Here is a 17,333-nt window from a genome sequence, read left to right on the forward strand (position 1 = left end):
CTACTTAGCGTCGGTCTCGCCCTCGGCCTTGCCGTCCTTCGGCGTGGCGTCGCCCTTCGGCGCGGTGTCGTCCTTGGGCTCGGCCTCGTCCTTCGCCTCGGTCTCGTCCACCTCGGGCTTCTTGCCGAGGTCGATCTTGGCGTCGTCCGGGGAGCCGGAGTCCGTGGCGTCGGAGTCCGCGGTCCCGGTCAGCGAGGAGGCGTCGTCCGGCACGATCGGGCCGTCGACCTTGAGGTCGCCGTCGCCGTGCACGATGCGGTTGTACTCCTCGTCGTCGAGGACCGCGCCGATGGCGTTCTTGGCGTAGAAGGCGTGGACGCCGGGGGCCACCTCGAGGAGGACCGTGTCGTCGTGAAGTTCCTTGACGGTGGCGTACATGCCCCCGATCGTCCGGACACCGGTGCCGGGCTGCATTTCGTTGCGCATCTGCGCAGCCGCCTGCTGCTTCTTCTTGGCGGACCGGGTCATCAGGAACATTGCCCCGATGAGCACAATGAAGGGGAGGAGGGTCACGAGACTCACGGGACGGAACTTCCTTCGCACGACCGCGCTGGTGAGGCGGCCTTATCTACGGGGGTGGGCACGCCGGCCCTGGAAGGGCGGCATCGGCGGAGTCTAAGCGAGTCCGCATCAATGGAACAACGCCCAGCATCCCACCGTGGTTCCTGACCGTGCGAGTATCCGCGCCGTCACGTCCCGAACAGCCCCGGTTGTCCGCTTGCGCCCGGCGCCTGCTGCGGTGGTACGAGGCCGAGATGCGCCCATGCCGCAGGGGTGGCCACCCGGCCGCGGGGGGTCCTGGCCAGGAGTCCCTCCCGTACCAGGAAGGGCTCCGCCACCTCCTCGACCGTCTCGCGCTCCTCCCCCACGGCCACCGCGAGCGTCGACAGACCCACCGGGCCGCCGCCGAAGAGCCCCAGCAGCGCCTGGAGCACGGCGCGGTCGAGGCGGTCGAGTCCGCGGGCGTCCACCTCGTACACCCGCAGGGCGGCGGCGGCCACCTCCCGGGTGATCCGGCCGTCCACCTTGACCTGGGCGTAGTCACGGACGCGGCGCAGCAGACGGTTGGCGATACGGGGCGTGCCGCGCGAGCGGCCCGCGATCTCGGCGGCGCCGTCGGCCTCTATCTCGACATCGAGCAGCTGGGCGGAGCGGTGGATGACCCGCTCCAGCTCGGGGGGGTCGTAGAACTCCATATGGGCGGTGAAGCCGAAGCGGTCGCGCAGCGGGGGCGGCAGCAGCCCGGCCCGGGTGGTGGCGCCGACCAGGGTGAAGGGCGGGAGCTCGATCGGGATGGCAGTGGCTCCCGGGCCCTTTCCGACGATCACGTCGACCCGGAAGTCCTCCATGGCCATGTAGAGCAGCTCCTCGGCCGGCCGCGACATCCGGTGGATCTCGTCGAGGAAGAGAACCTCGCCCTCCTGGAGGGAGGAGAGGATCGCGGCAAGATCGCCGGCGTGCTGGATGGCGGGGCCCGAGGTGATCCGGATCGGGGCGTTCATCTCGGCCGCGATGATCATGGAGAGGGTGGTCTTGCCCAGGCCGGGAGCGCCGGAGAGCAGGACATGATCGGCCGTGGCGCCGCGTGCGAGGGCCGCTTTCAGGACAAGGTCCAGCTGCTCGCGGACGCGCTCCTGGCCGACGAACTCGCCTAGCGACTTCGGCCGCAGCGCCGCCTCCACGGCCTGGTCCTCGCCGTCGGCGGACGCGCCGACGAGCCGCTCGGTGGCGGGGTCGTCGGTCGGCGGTGCGGTGTCGTCCCAGTTCACAGTGGTAGGCCTCGTGGGGTCAGCGGGTGCGGTTCAGGGTCTGCAGGGCGGCCTTCAGCAGCTGGCCGACCTGGGGTGTGCCGCCCGCGGCGACGGCGGCCTCGGCCTGCGGCGTGACCGCGGCGACCGCCTCATCGGCATCCCGGGTCGCGTATCCGAGGCCGATCAGCGCGCCGTGCAACTGGTCGCGCCAGGCCGTCGGGGCTGCTGCGGCGGTGGCGCCCTGCCTGCCGATATGCGCGCCGACCGGCTCGCCGAGGCGGTCCTTCAGCTCGAGCAGCAGTTTCTGGGCACCCTTCTTGCCGATGCCCGGGACGGCGATGAGCGCCTTCTCGTCGCCGGTCGCGACGGCGATGCGCAGGGCGTCGGGACTGTGCACGGCGAGCATCGCCTGGGCCAGTCGTGGGCCGACACCGCTCGCGGTCTGCAGCAGCTCGAAGATCTGGCGCTCGTCGTCGTCGACGAAGCCGTAGAGCGTGAGCGAGTCCTCGCGTACGACGAGGGAGGTGGCGAGCTTCGCCGCCGTGCCGATGCGCAGCTCGGAAAGTGTGTTCGGGGTGCACTGGACTGCCATGCCGATGCCGCCGACCTCGATGACCGCGGTGGTGGGGGCGAGGGCGGCGACCGGGCCGCTCACAAAGGCGATCATGCGGTACGGCCTTTCGATGCGTGCAGAGCGACGGCTTGCTGGAGGCGATTCTGCGCGGGTCCGCGCCAGATGTGGCAGATGGCGAGGGCGAGAGCGTCGGCGGCGTCGGCGGGCCTGGGCGGGGCGTCGAGCCGCAGCAGCCGCGTCACCATCGCTCCGACCTGCGCCTTGTCGGCCCGGCCGCTGCCGGTGACGGCCGCCTTGACCTCACTGGGCGTGTGCAGGGCGACGGGGATGCCTCGGCGGGCGGCACAGAGCATGGCGATCGCGCTTGCCTGTGCGGTGCCCATGACCGTACGGACGTTGTGCTGGCTGAACACCCGCTCGACGGCCACGAATTCGGGCCGGTGCTCGTCCAGCCACTGCTCGATGCCCTGCTCGATGGCGACCAGTCGGCTGCCGAGCTCCGCGTCCGCGGGCGTACGCACAACCCCGACACCGAGCATCGTCAGGGGGCGGCCCGCGACGCCTTCGACCACACCGATGCCGCACCGGGTCAGTCCCGGGTCCACGCCCAGTACGCGCACGCCGCCCCTCCCGTTGTTTTCGACCATGTGTTCCTGCGTTGTTGCAGGCTATCCGCTCGTACTGACAACGGGCCGACGACGCGGACGGGCCGACAGGGGCGTGTCCCCGTCGGCCCGTCCGCGTATGCCCAGTTGAGCGTCCGTCAGGCGTCGACCTTCTCCATGACCTCGTCCGAGACATCGAAGTTGGCGAAGACGTTCTGCACGTCGTCGCTGTCCTCGAGCGCGTCGATCAGCTTGAAGATCTTCCGTGCGCCCTCTTCGTCGAGCTCGACCTGCATGGTCGGCAGGAAGTTGGCCTCGGCGGAGTCGTAGTCGATGCCCGCCGCCTGGAGCGCGGTGCGGACCGCGACCATGTCGGTGGCCTCGCTGACGACCTCGTACGACTCACCGAGGTCGTTGACCTCCTCGGCGCCGGCGTCCAGGACCGCGCCCAGGACGTCGTCCTCGCTCAGCTCGCCCTTGGGGACGATCACAACGCCCTTGCGGTTGAAGAGGTACGAGACGGAGCCCGGGTCGGCCATCGAGCCGCCGTTGCGCGTCATCGCGACACGTACGTCGGAGGCGGCGCGGTTGCGGTTGTCGGTGAGGCACTCGATGAGCACCGCGACGCCGTTCGGGCCGTAACCCTCGTACATGATCGTCTGGTAGTCGACGCCGCCCGCCTCGAGACCGCCGCCGCGCTTGACGGCGGAGTCGATGTTCTTGTTGGGGACGGAACTCTTCTTCGCCTTCTGAATGGCGTCGACGAGCGTCGGGTTGCCCTCGGGGTCGACGCCGCCGGTGCGGGCAGCGACCTCGATGTTCTTGATCAGCTTCGCGAAGAGCTTGCCGCGCTTGGCGTCAATCACGGCCTTCTTGTGCTTCGTCGTAGCCCATTTAGAGTGGCCGGACATCTGCCTGTCTCCTTCGCGTAACCAATTTCTGAACGAACCCCAGAGATCCTACCGGGATCGGCCCGTCCGTCTCCCGACCACCACCAGCCGGAGCGCTGAAGCGGGGACCTACCGGATTGCCGCGCGCACCATGTCGACGAACAGGGCGTGCACCCGGTGGTCGCCCGTCAGTTCGGGGTGGAAGGAGGTGGCCAGGACATTGCCCTGCCGTACGGCGACGATGTGTCCGCCGTGCTCGGCGAGCACCTCGACCTCGGCCCCGACCGACTCGACCCACGGGGCGCGGATGAAGACTCCCTCGACCGGGCCGTCGTCCACGCCGGCGACCTCGACGGCCGCCTCGAAGGACTCGTTCTGGCGCCCGAAGGCATTGCGGCGGACGATCATGTCGATGCCGCCGAGCGTCTCCTGGCCCGAACGCGGGTCGAGGATCTTGTCGGCAACCATGATCAGGCCGGCGCAGGTGCCGTAGACGGGCAGCCCCGCTGCGATCCGCTCACGCAGCGGCTCGAGCATGCCGAACAGCACCGCGAGTTTGGACATCGTGGTTGATTCGCCGCCGGGGACGACAAGGCCGTCGACCTCGGCGAGCTCCTCGGGGCGCCGGACCGGCCTGGCCACGGCATCCGCCGCGGCCAGGGCGATCAGGTGCTCCCGTACGTCACCCTGGAGAGCCAGGACACCGATCACGGGAGTGGTCATTACCAGCCCCGGTTCGCGTAGCGCTCGGTCTCGGGGAGGGTGTCGCAGTTGATACCGACCATGGCCTCGCCGAGGTTGCGGGAGGCGTCCGCGATGATCTTGGGGTCGTCGTAGAAGGTGGTGGCCTTCACGATGGCGGCGGCGCGCTTGGCGGGGTCGCCCGACTTGAAGATGCCGGAGCCGACGAAGACACCCTCGGCACCGAGCTGGCGCATCAGCGCGGCGTCGGCGGGGGTGGCCACACCACCGGCGGAGAAGAGGACCACCGGCAGCTTGCCCAGCTCGGAGACCTCCTTGACCAGCTCGTACGGGGCGCGCAGCTCCTTGGCCGCGGCGTACAGCTCGTTGTTGTCGTAGCCGCGCAGCCGGGCGATCTCGTTCTTGATCTGGCGCAGGTGACGGACGGCCTCGACGACATTGCCGGTACCGGCCTCGCCCTTGGAGCGGATCATGGCCGCGCCCTCGGCGATCCGGCGCAGGGCCTCACCCAGGTTGGTGGCGCCGCAGACGAACGGGGTGGTGAAGGCGAACTTGTCGGAGTGGTTGACCTCGTCGGCCGGGGTCAGCACCTCGGACTCGTCGATGTAGTCCACGCCGAGGGACTGCAGCACCTGGGCCTCGACGAAGTGACCGATCCGGGACTTGGCCATGACCGGGATCGAGACCGCGTCGATGATCTCTTCGATCATGTTCGGGTCGGACATCCGGGCCACGCCGCCGTCCTTGCGGATGTCGGCAGGAACCCGCTCCAGGGCCATGACGGCGACCGCGCCCGCGTCCTCGGCTATCTTCGCCTGCTCGGCGTTGACCACGTCCATGATCACGCCGCCCTTGAGCTGCTCGGCCATACCGCGCTTCACGCGCGCGGTGCCGGTCTCGGGGGCCTGCGGGGTGGTGGGGAGGGTGCTGGACACGGAGGGACCTCACTCGGTGAAAGAAGGCTGATGCCCCACAGATGCAACCCCCAAGGGCCAGTCCACAGCAAGGGCCAATGCACAGCCGGTGGATCGTTTTGGAATCGAAGGTGCCGCTGGAATCGAAGGTGCCGCGGTCAGCTGCCCGGGCGATCGGCAAGCGCGACAGGCGGCTCGTCATCCATCTCGAAGGCCAGCGGAAACGGCGCGTGTCCGGCCAGCCGGAACCAGCGGACCTTGCGGTGGCGGCGCAGCGCCCGTGCCGCGCGCACCGCGTCGTTGTGGAACCGCCGCGCCATCGGGACCCGGCGTACGGCTTGCGCGAGCTCGCCCGCCGCTTCCTCACCGCCGGGCACTTCGCGCACCGCTTCGACCTGCGCCACCTCCCCGAAGACGGCCCGCAGCGCCGCGCTGAGCTCGCTCTCCGCGACCTCGCGCTGCTCCTCCTCAGCCTGCCGGGCCGCGTGTGCGGCCTCGTACAGAACGATCGAGGCGGCCGGATCGAGCACGCCGGAGGTGGCCAGTTCCTGGGTGACCGAGGCCCGGCGCAGGAGTTGGGCGTCGAGCGCGGCGCGGGCGGCGTCGATACGGGTGTGCAGCCGGTCGAGCCGCCCGGCGGTCCAGCTCAGATACAGGCCGATCGCGACAAGGGCGACGACGATCCAGATGAGGGTTTCGGTCACGGGCGGCAAGGCTACCGGTGGTGGCTGGGGAGGTTTTGGTCCCCCACCCCGCCCCTTCCCGAAACCGGTGGCTGACGCCCCCGGACCCCCGGGGTACGCGGGGGCTGACGCCCCCACAACCCCCGGAGCGGCAGCTTCGCCCCGCAGACCGGACGAGCGGCACGGACCCCGTTCCGGACGCGCCGCCCCGCCCCTGGGACCACCGGCTGCGCCCCGCAAACCAGACGCCCCCACGCCCGTCCCCGAACCGGCAGCCTCGGCCCGCACACCACGCCCGCCCCCCGGCAGGGGACGCGCAGGGGTCGTGTTCTGGACGTAAAGCGTCGCAACTCGCGCGAAGCGCGGTGAGGAAAGCAGTCCAGGACACGAGCCCCGAAGCGGCCCACACCCGCGCCCGGTCGGACCGGGCCGCCCCCAGCGACCAAAGACCCGCACCCCGCAAGGGAACCGCGCCGGCCCACGCGACCAAAGCCGCACCCCGGACCGCCCGGCTGCACCCCGCGGCCAAAGACCCGCACCCGTCCCCGCGGGAACACGCACGGACCCCGTTCCGGACGCGCGGCCCGCCCCCGAACCGGCGGCCTCGGCCCGCGTACCACCCCCGCCACGACCACTCCCCGGCAGGACGCGCCCCGAAGCGGCCCACACCCGCGCCCGGTCGGACCGGGCCGCCCCCGGCGACCAAAGACCCGCACCCCGCAAGGGAACCGCGCCGGCCCACGCGACCAAAGCCGCAGCCCGAAAAAGGGACCCCCTCAGTCCCGCGCCAGCCCGAACCGCGACCGCAGGCCCGGCGTGCGCTCGTCCGCCGCCACCGACGCCGCGCCGTCCGTCACCGTCTCGTACACCGCCAGGATGTCCGCCCCGACCGTCGACCAGTCGAAACGCCGCACATGCGCACTGCCCCGCTCCCGCAGCTCCGCCCGCCGCTCCGGGTCCCGCAGCAGCCGTACCGCCGCGTCCGCCAGCGCCTGTGCGTCCTCGTTCGCGAAGAGCTCGCCCGCCGCACCCTGGTCCAGAACCTGCGCGAACGCGTCCAGGTCGCTCGCCAGCACCGGCGCGCCCGCCGACATCGCCTCGACCAGGATGATGCCGAAGCTCTCGCCGCCCGTGTTGGGCGCGACATACACGTCGACGCTGTGCAACAGCCGCGCCTTGTCCTCGTCGCTGACCATGCCGAGGAACTCGACGCGCGAGCGCATTTCCTTCGGGAGTGCCGCGACCGCCTCCTCCTCGTCGCCCCGGCCCGCCACCAGCAATCGGGTCTCCGGGCATTCCGCGAGGATCTTCGGCAGCGCCTTCATCAGCACCGGCAGTCCCTTTCGGGGCTCGTCGATGCGCCCTATGAAGCCGATCGTGCCGCCCTGCCACTCCGCCTTCGGCTCGGCCTTGTCGAAGAAGCCGACATCGACGCCGTTCGGGATGACGACCGCGTCCCCGCCCAGATGCTCGACCAGCGTCCGGCGGGCGTACTCGCTGACCGCGATCCGGGCGCTGATCTTCTCGAGCGCCGGCTGGAGGATCGGGTAGGCCGCGATCATGGCGCGCGAGCGCGGATTGGAGGTGTGGAACGTCGCGACGATTGGTCCCTGCGCCGCCCAGCAGCTCAGCAGCCCCAGCGACGGCGAGGCGGGCTCATGGATGTGGATGACGTCGAAGGTGCCGTCGTGCAGCCAGCGCCGTACCCGGGCGGCCGACAGGAAGCCGAAGTTCAGGCGGGCCACCGAGCCGTTGTACGGGACGGGTACGGCCCGGCCCGCCGAGACTACGTACGGCGGCAGCGGCGTCTCGTCGTCCGCCGGCGCCAGTACCGACACCTCGTGGCCGAGCCGGATCAGATGCTCTGCCAGATCCCTGATATGGAATTGGACGCCGCCCGGTACGTCCCAGGAGTACGGGCAGACGATGCCGATCTTCACAGCCGCCGCTCCTCGAGGTCGGCGAGCCAGAGTCGCTGCAGCATGTGCCAGTCCTCCGGGTGTTCGGTGATTCCCGTGGCGTAGGCATCGGCCAGCGCCTGTGTCATGGAGGACGTCTTCTCGGCCTTGGTACCTGTCTCCGGCACCTCGACAGGTGAATGGATCCGGCCCTTCATCATCGAAGCGTCCTCGTACCAGAGGTTGACCGGCAACAGCAGCGCGCCGGTCTGCTGGGCCAGCATCGCGGGCCCGGCCGGCATCCGCGCCGTCTCGCCGAAGTACTCCACCTCGACGCCGGAGGCCGAGAGATCGCGGTCGGCGACGAGACACACAAGGCCGCCTGCGCGCAGCCGCCGCGCCAGCGTCCCGAAGGCCGAGCCGCCGGTGTGCGGCAGGACCTCCATGCCCAGGCTCTCCCGGTACGCCACGAACCGGTCGTACAGGGTCTCGGGCCTGAGGCGCTCGGCGACGGTCGTGAAGGGGATGCCCAGGGCCCTGGTGACCCAGACACCCGCGAGGTCCCAGTTCGCCAGGTGCGGCAGGGCGAGTATGACGCCGCTTCCCGACGCGAGTCCGTCCTTCAGATAGTGAATGTCCTTGATCTCCACGCTGTTCGCGACGCGCTCGGCGCTCCAGGTGGGAAGCCGGAAGGACTCCATCCAGTAGCGCATGTACGAGCGCATGCCGGCCTTGGACAGCTCGGCGAGGCGCTCGGGGCTCGCGTCGGGCACCACCCTGGCGAGGTTGGACTCGAGCCGCAGCACGCTCTTGCCGCGCCGCTTCCACGCGATGTCCGCGATGGTGCGGCCCAGCGCTGCGGCCGCCGGCTCGGGCAGCTTCTTGACGGTGCTCCAGCCGAGTCCGTACAGCCCGTCGGTCAGACGCTCCCGCATCACGTCGCCCCAGCCTCGTTCCCATGTGCCGCGGCGTCGGCCTCCGCGGCTTCCCGCCGTACGGTCACCACCCGCTGCCCCAGCGTGACCAGGCTGCCGACGGCGACGATCCAGAGCGCGATCGGCAGCAGCACGTCGATTCCTGGCACCCCGAAGGCGTGCAGTCCGGCGAGGCCGGCCGCGACCAGCGAGATGACCAGCCGCTCGGCCCGCTCGATCAGACCGTTGACGGCCACCGGCAGGCCAATCGATTCGCCACGTGCCTTGGTGTACGAGACGACCTGGCCGCTGGCCAGGCAGAAGATGGCGACGGCACACAGCACATTGTCGTCTCCCTTGCCCGCGTACCAGAGGGCGAAGCCGGCGAAGATCGCTCCGTCGGCGACCCGGTCGAGCGTCGAGTCCAGGAATGCGCCCCAGCGGCTCGAAACGCCCGCCTGACGCGCCATATTGCCGTCGACGAGGTCGGAGAAGACGAACAGCGTGATGACGATCGTGCCCCAGAAGAACTCTCCCCGGGGGAAGAAGACCAGCGCACCCGCCATCACTCCGGCCGTGCCGATCAGGGTGACCGCGTCCGGGCTCACCCCACGTCGGAGCAGAAATGCGGCGAACGGTGTGAGGACACGCGTGAAGAATGCACGCGCGTACTTGTTCAGCATGGCCTTCCCGATGATCGGTGGGCCGCATGGCCCCATCGGCCACCGGCTGGCCCATCGTAGCCAGGACCGACGCGCTCCACCGCCGGGCACCCGCCTCCCGCGGTCGCGTACGACGTATGGACGCACCGTGACCTGAGTGGAAAGCTCGAAAGACCACCGCGGGCATCGCCGGAGCTGCCCCCGGACGCCTCCGGGACCTCCCTCATGGCTCCCCGCGCCCCGCGGCCCCTCTCCTCACCGGGCAATCGATCGGGAGGCAAGAATCATGGGCGACAAGGCGAATGCACACCCCGGAGCCGCCGGCAGGGCGGCTACGGCCGACCGGCCCTCATCCGTACGGAACGTGGTGCTGGTCGGCCACAGCGGATCGGGAAAGACGACGTTGATCGAGGCCCTCGCGCTGACCGCGGGAGCGGTCAACCGGGCGGGCCGCGTCGAGGACGGCGGCACGGTCTCCGACTACGACGAGATCGAACACCGGCAGCAACGTTCCGTACAGCTGTCACTCGTCCCCCTCGAATGGGGCGGGTACAAGATCAATCTGTTGGACACTCCCGGATACGCCGACTTCGTCGGGGAGCTGAGGGCCGGTCTGCGAGCAGCGGACGCGGCCCTTTTCGTTGTGTCGGCGGCGCAGGAGGCCGACGCGATCGCGGGCGCGACCCGCGCGGTGTGGGAGGAGTGCGCGGCGGTCGGAATGCCGCGCGCGATCGTCGTCACGCATCTGGAGACCGCGCGCACCGATTTCGAGGAGCTGACCCGCGTCTGCGGGCGGATCTTCGGCGGGGACGACCCCGATGCGGTACTGCCGCTGTATCTGCCCCAGTACGGGGCTCAGACTCCCGACGGCCACGCCCCGGTCACCGGCCTCGTCGGACTGCTCTCCCAGAAGATCTTCGACTACTCCTCCGGCGAGCGTAAGGAGACCTCACCGGATCCGGAGCAGACCTCGCTGCTCGAGGAGGCCCGCAACCGGCTGATCGAAGGGATCATCGCCGAGAGCGAGGACGAGACGCTCATGGACCGCTATCTCGGCGGCACGGAGATCGATCTCACGACGCTGGTCGAGGATCTCGAGAAGGCCGTCGCGCGTGGCATCTTCCATCCGGTGCTCGCGGCCGCCCCGGCGTCCGATGGCGCCAAGCAGGGGCTCGGCACGGTCGAGCTGCTCGAACTGATCACGGGCGGCTTCCCGACCCCGCTGGAGCCTGCGGCTCCCTCCGTCACCACCCCGCAGGGCGCGGCGCGCCCGCAGATCAGCTGCGATCCGCAGGGGCCGCTGGTGGCCGAGGTGGTCAAGACCGCGTCCGACCCGTATGTCGGCCGTATCTCTCTCGTACGCGTCTTCTCCGGCACCCTGCGTCCGGACGAGACGGTGCATGTGTCGGGGCACGGGCTCGCCGACCGCGGCCACGAGGACCATGACGTCGACGAGCGGGTAGGCGCGCTCTCCGCGCCCTTCGGCAAGCAGCAGCGCCCGCTCTCGCAGGTCATCGCCGGAGACCTCGCCTGTGTGGCGAAGCTGGCCCGGGCGGAGACCGGGGACACGCTCTCCTCGAAGGACGACCCGCTGCTGATGGAACCCTGGACGATGCCCGATCCGCTGCTGCCGCTGGCCATCCAGGCGCACAGCAAGGCGGACGAGGACAAGCTCTCCCAGGGGCTTTCGCGGCTGGTCGCCGAGGATCCGACGATGCGGCTCGAGCAGAACCAGGCCACTCATCAGGTGGTGCTGTGGTGCCTCGGCGAGGCACATGCGGATGTCGCGCTGGAGCGGCTGCGCAGCCGGTACGGCGTCCAGGTCGACGTGGTGCCGCACAAGGTGTCGCTGCGGGAGACCTTCGGCGAGAAGTCGGCGGGCCGGGGACGGCATGTGAAGCAGTCCGGCGGGCACGGCCAGTACGCGATCTGCGAGATCGACGTGGATCCGCTGCCGCCGGGGTCCGGGATCGAGTTCGTCGACAAGGTCGTGGGCGGCGCGGTGCCTCGGCAGTTCATCCCGTCCGTCGAGAAGGGCGTACGTGCCCAGGCGGCGCGCGGCGTGGCGGCCGGGTATCCGCTGGTGGACGTACGGATCACGCTGCTGGACGGCAAGGCGCACTCGGTGGACTCCTCCGACGCGGCGTTCCAGACGGCGGGCGCGCTGGCGCTGCGCGAGGCGGCCGCGGAGGCCCCCATCCATCTGCTGGAGCCGGTCGCCGAGGTGCGGGTGCTGGTCTCGGACGAGTATGTGGGTCCGGTGATGAGCGATCTGTCGGGGCGGCGCGGCCGGGTGGTCGGTACCGAGCAGGCCGCCGGGTCGCGCACGCTCGTACGGGCCGAGGTGCCGGAGATCGAGATCGGGCGGTACGCGGTGGATCTGCGGTCGATCTCGCACGGGACCGGGCAGTTCAGCCGCTCGTACGCGCGTCATGAGGCGATGCCGCCACAGTTGGCCGAGAAACTCCGCGAACAGGCCAAAAATGGCTCGTAGTTGATGGTGCCGCCCGTTGTGCGCCCTTGCGGCGGGCGGCATTTCAATGTCCTCTGACGTAGACGGCGCACCACCGATACGCTGTGGTGCCCAGCTCAGAAGGTGTGCGGGGCACGGTAGTTGGGAACAGGCCGCAGTGCGGATGCTTGCGGCGATGGGGGCGGTAGTGGCGAACGACGGTTTCGATTTCACTCCCGGGGCTCAGGTCCCGCTCCTCGGCTCGGCCGGGCAGACGGCGGCGACACATGCGCTCGCCTCGGCCGCGTACCGCGACGGTCCCGTCGCGGACCTTCTCAAGGCGAACGGCGAGTGGCACAAGTCCGAGGTGAAGAAGGGCAAGTTCTCGCTCTTCGAGCCGAATCTGGGCGAGGCGTTCTCACGGGCCGTGCAGATCCGGATGCTGGGCGGTGCCCGAAAGGCACTGATCCAGTCCTTCGGCACCGAGCCGCAGGCGGTGGTCGAGCACTGTCTGGCCGCCACCCGTATCCGCAAGGAGCGGGACACCAGGCTCACCGGTGTGATGGCGGTCTTCGGGCTGCTCTTCCTGCCTGGACTGCTGCTCTGGCTGGCGGTCTTCCAGCTCCGCCGGACGATTGCGGGCGCGCAGAACAAGCGTGCCGGGGCGCTGGGCACCGCGCTGCTCGCCGCCTTCGGCATTCTCGCCGTGGTCTTCCTGGTGCGGCTGCCCTTCGGCGGCCTTCTGGGCTACTACATCCGCGGCATGATCGTCGCGCCGGTCGTCGGCTGGCTGCTGGCGAAGCGGATCTGCGAGTCCACGGCGAAGGACATGCGCGCCCGCTGGGACACTCTCCTCTCCGGCGGTGGCATCGGGGCCAAGGTGCCCGAGGCCGTGCCCGGCCACCCGAACGAGACCGCGCGCGAACAGCTGCGTCAGGGGCTGGAGAAGCTCACCGCCGAGCAGCAGTCCAATGCGGTCTTCTACGCGGGCCCCAAGGGAATACTGGGGATGGGCACCCGCTGGGGCAGCTGGCAGCTCGCCGAGGAGCTGGTCTCCAAGGAGCCGGGCAAGGACATCAACCAGTTCCGCAGCTGGGACGTCATCCGCGCGATCCATGACCGGCTGAAGATGCTGGAGCGGGGTCCGCTGAACTCCGGCGGTTTCCCCACCCCCTCGGTCAAGCACTGGATCGTGGCTCCGGTCGGCGAGAACGCCGCGGAGGTGGCCCGGCCGGAGGGCCAGGACGTGGAGACCTTCCAGGTCAAGGGCCACGAGATACAGCGGATCTGCAACCACCAGCAGTTCGGCGGCGGCAACCGCCACTATCTGGGCGTCCAGTTCACCCTCTGGGACGGCCAGTTGGTGATCACCATGATGATTACCGTCACCGTGCTTCACGAGACGCTGCGCATCGAGGTGACCGGGCACGCGCTCGGCCCGGTGCACTCCCTGTTCACCACCAAGCCCGCGCCCAAGACCGTCACCGTCGCCAAGACGGTCCGCTTCTGGGAGACCACCGACCGCCAGCTTCCGCTGGTGGAGACGCCCGAGGTGGTACGCCTCGCGGTGCGCGCGCCCTTCACCTGGTACCCGCCGCTGCTGGACTTCCTCGGCGGCAAACTGGTCCTTCCCGAGCCCTTCGGGCTGCGCCACGCCTGGGCGGACAAGCCCTGGCGGCACCGGTTCATGGCGGACGACGCGATGCGCGCCGCCACGCCCGTACTCCGCGTCACACACACCGCGGCGATGAAGGTGCTCGAGGAGAACGGCGTGGACACCGAGCGCTTCGGCAACCGCTCCATGATCGTGAGCGGCCTGGTCCAGGACCCGTCGCCGCGCAAGGCCGACCTGTACGACGCGTAGTAGCGGCCCGGGCCCGGCGTAGCGGCCCGGGCCCGGTCAGCCGGCCGCCGGTCAGACGGGCCAGGCCTCCGCCAGCATCTTGCGCGTATCGGCGAGGAGCTGGGGCAGCACCTTGGTGTGCCCGACGACCGGCATGAAGTTGGTGTCGCCGCCCCAGCGCGGAACGACGTGCTGGTGCAGATGTGCGGCGATACCGGCGCCGGCGACCGCGCCCTGGTTCAGCCCGATGTTGAAGCCGTGCGCCCCCGACGCCGTACGCAGCGCGGTCATCGCGTGCTTGGTGAACACCGCGAGCTCGGCGGTCTCCGCCTCGTCCAGCTCCGTGTAGTCGGCGACATGGCGGAACGGCACCACCATGAGATGCCCGCCGTTGTACGGGTAGAGGTTGAGCACCGCGTAGACCCGCGAGCCCCGGGCGATGACGAGCCCGTCCTCGTCCGACTTGGCCGGGATGGAGCAGAAGGGACAGCCGTCGTCGGCGCCTGGCCCGGTCGGCTTGTTCTCGCCCTGGATGTACGCCATCCGGTGCGGCGTCCACAGGCGCTGAAACGCGTCCTGGGTCCCGACTCCGATCTGCTCTTCCGGCTCACTCGTCATGTTGTGCAGCATATGACTTCACCCGGCCGCGCAGCCCGGAGACCCCTGCAGTGGAGACCGCACTGCAGGGGTCCCGTACGCCTTGCCGGGCCTCGCGGGCCCGGTGTGCCCCGGGTCAGAGCTGGACGCGGTCCTCGACGACCTTCGCGATCTTCGCGATGGCCTCGTCGACCGGGATGCCGTTCTCCTGCGAGCCGTCGCGGAAGCGGAAGGAGACCGCGCCGGCGGCCATGTCCTCGTCGCCCGCGATGACCATGAAGGGCACCTTCTGCTTCTGGGCGTTGCGGATCTTCTTCTGCATACGGTCCGAGGAGGCGTCCACCTCGACCCGCAGCCCCTTGGCCTTCGCCTTGGCGGCGAACTCCTGGAGGTACGGGATGTGCGCGTCGCCGATCGGGATGCCGAGCGCCTGCACCGGCGCCAGCCAGGCCGGGAAAGCGCCCGCGTAGTGCTCGAGCAGCACCGCGAAGAAGCGCTCGATCGAACCGAACAGCGCACGGTGGATCATGACAGGGCGCTGCTTGGTGCCGTCGGGACCGGTGTACTCCAGGTCGAAGCGCTCCGGCAGGTTGAAGTCCAGCTGGACGGTGGACATCTGCCAGGTGCGGCCGATGGCGTCCTTCGCCTGGACGGAGATCTTCGGGCCGTAGAAGGCGGCGCCGCCCGGATCCGGGACCAGCGGGAGGCCCTGCTTCTCGGCGACCCTGCGCAGCGTCTCGGTCGCCTCCTCCCAGACCTCGTCGGAGCCGACGAACTTCTCCGGGTCCTTGGTGGACAGCTCCAGGTAGAAGTCCGTGAGGCCGTAGTCGCGCAGCAGGTTCAGCACGAAGGTCAGCGTCGAGTCGAGCTCGTCCGCCATCTGCTCCTTGGTGCAGTAGATGTGCGCGTCGTCCTGGGTGAAGCCGCGGGCCCGGGTCAGACCGTGCACGACGCCCGACTTCTCGTACCGGTACACAGTCCCGAACTCGAAGAGACGCAGCGGCAGTTCACGGTAGGACCGGCCGCGCGCGTCGAAGATCAGGTTGTGCATCGGGCAGTTCATGGGCTTGAGGTAGTAGTCCGTGCCCTCGTCGAGCTGCATGGGCGGGTACATGCCGTCGGCGTACCAGTCCAGGTGGCCCGAGGTCTCGAAGAGCTTCCCCTTGGTGGCGTGCGGGGTGTAGACGAACTCGTACCCCTCCTCCTCGTGCCGCTTGCGGGAGTAGTCCTCCATGACCCGGCGGACGACGCCGCCCTTGGGGTGGAAGACCGCGAGGCCGGAGCCGATCTGGTCCGGGATGGAGAACAGGTCCAGCTCGCTGCCGAGCTTGCGGTGGTCGCGCTTCTCGGCCTCGGCGAGGAACTCCAGGTGAGCCTTGAGCTCGTCCTTGGAGGGCCAGGCGGTGCCGTAGATGCGCTGCAGCATCGGGTTCTTCTCGCTGCCGCGCCAGTACGCCGCGGCGTTGCGCATCAGCTTGAACGCCGGGATGTTGCGGGTGGTGGGCAGGTGCGGACCGCGGCAGAGGTCCTTCCAGCACAGCTCGCCGGTCTTGGCGTCGAGGTTGTCGTAGATCGTCAGCTCGCCCGCGCCGACCTCGACGTCCGCGCCGTCGTCGGAGGACGCCGAGCCCTTGATCCCGATCAGCTCGAGCTTGTACGGCTCGTCGGCGAGCTCCGCGCGGGCGGCCTCGTCGGTGACGACGCGCCGCGAGAAGCGCTGGCCGCGCTTCTGGATCTCCTGCATCTTCTTCTCGATGGCCTTGAGGTCATCCGGGTGGAAGGGCTTCTCGACGTCGAAGTCGTAGTAGAAGCCGTCCTTGACCGGCGGACCGATGCCGAGCTTGGCCTCGGGGAAGAGCTCCTGCACTGCCTGTGCCATGACGTGCGCGGTGGAGTGGCGCAGGATGCCCAGTCCGTCCTCGGAGGAGATCTCGACGGGCTCGACCTCCTCGCCGTCCTTGATCTCGTACGCCAGGTCCTTCAGCTCACCGGCGATGCGCGCGGCGACGATGGTGCGCTCGCCGGCGAAGAGCTCGGCCGCCGTAGTGCCCGTCGTCACCACGCGCTCTTCCCGCTCGGAATCGCGATGGATGATCACACGGACGTCTGACACCGGTCTCTCCTGACTGAAGGGGTGCGCCGCATTCGTATGGCGTGCGCGCTACGAATCGTACCGAGCCGACGGGGTGGGCCGCGAAACGGTTGTTCCCGGCGCCTCAGGCGACCCGCAGCCCGGATCCGATCCGCTCACTCCCCCTGACACGCCTCCCCGAAGAAGTCGAGATTCTCGTGGAGCGATTTCATCAGGCGGTCCCGCTCGGCCTCGTCCACCTGGACGGGGACCACGTTCGAGGCGTCCGTCAGGCGCCGGAAGCCGCCGCGGCTCTCCAGCCGGCCCACGACCCGGATCGGCAGCCCGACCAGATGCGCGTGGCCCGCCGTCCGGTACGACTCCTCGTCGAGCGCCACCCGTACGTGCGGTACCTCCGCCCCCGCCAGCACCCGAAGCCGTACGGTGCCTGCGCCGCGCGGCCCCGTGCGCCGCAACCGGACCACCGTGCCCGTGATCCGTACCGGCACGGACGGTTCGTCCTGGAGATAGCGCGCGCCCGCCTCGCGCAGCGCGGGCAGGTCGCCGGGCGAGAACTCCACGGGGTCGTTCCGCGCCGCGCACCCCTGCGGCACTCCCGCCGCCGGCGACCACTCCAGCGCGATCCGCGCCCCCTCGGAGCCGCGCACCAGCGCGATGACGGCCTCCGTCAGCTCGCGGCTCACGCCCGCCCGCACCGCCGCGTCGAAGACCTCCATTCCTCCGGTCGCCCGCCGGTAGTCGGCGGCCTCCCGGGCT

Annotated in this window: 15 protein-coding genes and 1 pseudogene; 2 read left to right on the top strand and 14 right to left on the bottom strand. The window is 70.0% G+C overall.

The window, feature by feature from the left end:
- The 11 genes from yajC to pgsA form a co-directional block, all read right to left on the bottom strand.
- Positions 1-522, bottom strand: a complete 522-nt coding sequence (gene yajC, locus ACWDZ6_RS30735) for a preprotein translocase subunit YajC (RefSeq protein WP_451505441.1) — start codon at positions 520-522, stop codon at positions 1-3.
- A 167-nt stretch (positions 523-689) separates the two neighbouring features.
- Positions 690-1,769: a Holliday junction branch migration DNA helicase RuvB gene (gene ruvB / locus ACWDZ6_RS30740; protein ID WP_451505442.1), complete on the bottom strand. Its 1,080-nt coding sequence runs from the start codon at positions 1,767-1,769 to the stop codon at positions 690-692.
- Between the two features lie 19 nt (positions 1,770-1,788).
- A complete protein-coding gene (ruvA, locus tag ACWDZ6_RS30745) occupies positions 1,789-2,418 on the bottom strand; it encodes a Holliday junction branch migration protein RuvA (protein WP_451505443.1) in 630 nt (209 codons plus the stop codon).
- A complete protein-coding gene (gene ruvC / locus ACWDZ6_RS30750) occupies positions 2,415-2,945 on the bottom strand; it encodes a crossover junction endodeoxyribonuclease RuvC (RefSeq protein WP_451505444.1) in 531 nt (176 codons plus the stop codon). Before ruvC ends, ruvA begins: the two co-directional genes overlap by 4 nt.
- 143 nt (positions 2,946-3,088) lie before the next feature.
- Positions 3,089-3,841, bottom strand: coding sequence for a YebC/PmpR family DNA-binding transcriptional regulator (locus ACWDZ6_RS30755; protein ID WP_326648614.1), 753 nt, complete (start codon positions 3,839-3,841; stop codon positions 3,089-3,091).
- Positions 3,842-3,949: 108 nt separating this feature from the next.
- Positions 3,950-4,543 carry a pyridoxal 5'-phosphate synthase glutaminase subunit PdxT gene (gene pdxT / locus ACWDZ6_RS30760; RefSeq protein ID WP_326648615.1) on the bottom strand — a complete coding sequence of 198 codons (594 nt, stop codon included), beginning with the start codon at positions 4,541-4,543 and terminating at the stop codon, positions 3,950-3,952.
- Positions 4,543-5,391: a pyridoxal 5'-phosphate synthase lyase subunit PdxS gene (gene pdxS / locus ACWDZ6_RS30765; RefSeq protein ID WP_246340122.1), complete on the bottom strand. Its 849-nt coding sequence runs from the start codon at positions 5,389-5,391 to the stop codon at positions 4,543-4,545. The genes pdxT and pdxS overlap by 1 nt, the downstream gene beginning before the upstream one ends.
- Positions 5,392-5,594: 203 nt before the next feature.
- Complete coding sequence (locus ACWDZ6_RS30770; RefSeq protein WP_351456608.1) at positions 5,595-6,140, bottom strand: hypothetical protein; 546 nt, start codon at positions 6,138-6,140, stop codon at positions 5,595-5,597.
- 755 nt (positions 6,141-6,895) lie between these two features.
- Entirely contained in the window at positions 6,896-8,059 is a 1,164-nt protein-coding gene (locus ACWDZ6_RS30775) for a glycosyltransferase family 4 protein (RefSeq protein ID WP_326648617.1), read from the bottom strand.
- Positions 8,056-8,952: a phosphatidylinositol mannoside acyltransferase gene (locus ACWDZ6_RS30780; RefSeq protein ID WP_451505445.1), complete on the bottom strand. Its 897-nt coding sequence runs from the start codon at positions 8,950-8,952 to the stop codon at positions 8,056-8,058. Before ACWDZ6_RS30780 ends, ACWDZ6_RS30775 begins: the two co-directional genes overlap by 4 nt.
- Positions 8,952-9,614, bottom strand: a complete 663-nt coding sequence (gene pgsA, locus ACWDZ6_RS30785; RefSeq protein WP_451505446.1) for a phosphatidylinositol phosphate synthase — start codon at positions 9,612-9,614, stop codon at positions 8,952-8,954. Before pgsA ends, ACWDZ6_RS30780 begins: the two co-directional genes overlap by 1 nt.
- 265 nt (positions 9,615-9,879) lie before the next feature.
- Here pgsA and ACWDZ6_RS30790 point away from each other — a divergent pair, with 265 nt between their 5' ends.
- Both ACWDZ6_RS30790 and ACWDZ6_RS30795 read left to right on the top strand, forming a co-directional pair.
- Complete coding sequence (locus tag ACWDZ6_RS30790) at positions 9,880-12,087, top strand: elongation factor G-like protein EF-G2 (protein WP_451505447.1); 2,208 nt, start codon at positions 9,880-9,882, stop codon at positions 12,085-12,087.
- 166 nt (positions 12,088-12,253) lie between these two features.
- Positions 12,254-13,909 (top strand): hypothetical protein, encoded by a 1,656-nt coding sequence (locus ACWDZ6_RS30795; RefSeq protein ID WP_366732571.1) that lies wholly within the window; start codon positions 12,254-12,256, stop codon positions 13,907-13,909.
- Between the two features lie 51 nt (positions 13,910-13,960).
- Here ACWDZ6_RS30795 and ACWDZ6_RS30800 read toward each other — a convergent pair whose 3' ends face one another.
- From ACWDZ6_RS30800 to ACWDZ6_RS30810, 3 genes and pseudogenes are all read right to left on the bottom strand, one after another.
- Positions 13,961-14,518 carry an HIT family protein gene (locus ACWDZ6_RS30800; protein WP_326648621.1) on the bottom strand — a complete coding sequence of 186 codons (558 nt, stop codon included), beginning with the start codon at positions 14,516-14,518 and terminating at the stop codon, positions 13,961-13,963.
- 103 nt (positions 14,519-14,621) lie between these two features.
- Complete coding sequence (gene thrS / locus ACWDZ6_RS30805; protein WP_451505448.1) at positions 14,622-16,598, bottom strand: threonine--tRNA ligase; 1,977 nt, start codon at positions 16,596-16,598, stop codon at positions 14,622-14,624.
- A 134-nt stretch (positions 16,599-16,732) separates the two neighbouring features.
- Positions 16,733-17,333, bottom strand: a pseudogene (locus ACWDZ6_RS30810) (hypothetical protein); the annotation flags it as partial.

It is taken from the genome of Streptomyces sp. NPDC002926 (assembly GCF_053591755.1).

Coding starts and splice junctions, on each gene's coding strand:
- ruvA (WP_451505443.1), bottom strand. CDS start 2,418: ATGATCGCCTTTGTGAGCGGCCCGGTCGCCGCCCTCGCCCCCACCACC.
- ACWDZ6_RS30755 (WP_326648614.1), bottom strand. CDS start 3,841: ATGTCCGGCCACTCTAAATGGGCTACGACGAAGCACAAGAAGGCCGTG.
- pdxT (WP_326648615.1), bottom strand. CDS start 4,543: ATGACCACTCCCGTGATCGGTGTCCTGGCTCTCCAGGGTGACGTACGG.
- pdxS (WP_246340122.1), bottom strand. CDS start 5,391: ATGGCCGAGCAGCTCAAGGGCGGCGTGATCATGGACGTGGTCAACGCC.
- ACWDZ6_RS30780 (WP_451505445.1), bottom strand. CDS start 8,952: ATGCGGGAGCGTCTGACCGACGGGCTGTACGGACTCGGCTGGAGCACC.
- pgsA (WP_451505446.1), bottom strand. CDS start 9,614: ATGCTGAACAAGTACGCGCGTGCATTCTTCACGCGTGTCCTCACACCG.
- ACWDZ6_RS30790 (WP_451505447.1), top strand. CDS start 9,880: ATGGGCGACAAGGCGAATGCACACCCCGGAGCCGCCGGCAGGGCGGCT.
- ACWDZ6_RS30800 (WP_326648621.1), bottom strand. CDS start 14,518: ATGCTGCACAACATGACGAGTGAGCCGGAAGAGCAGATCGGAGTCGGG.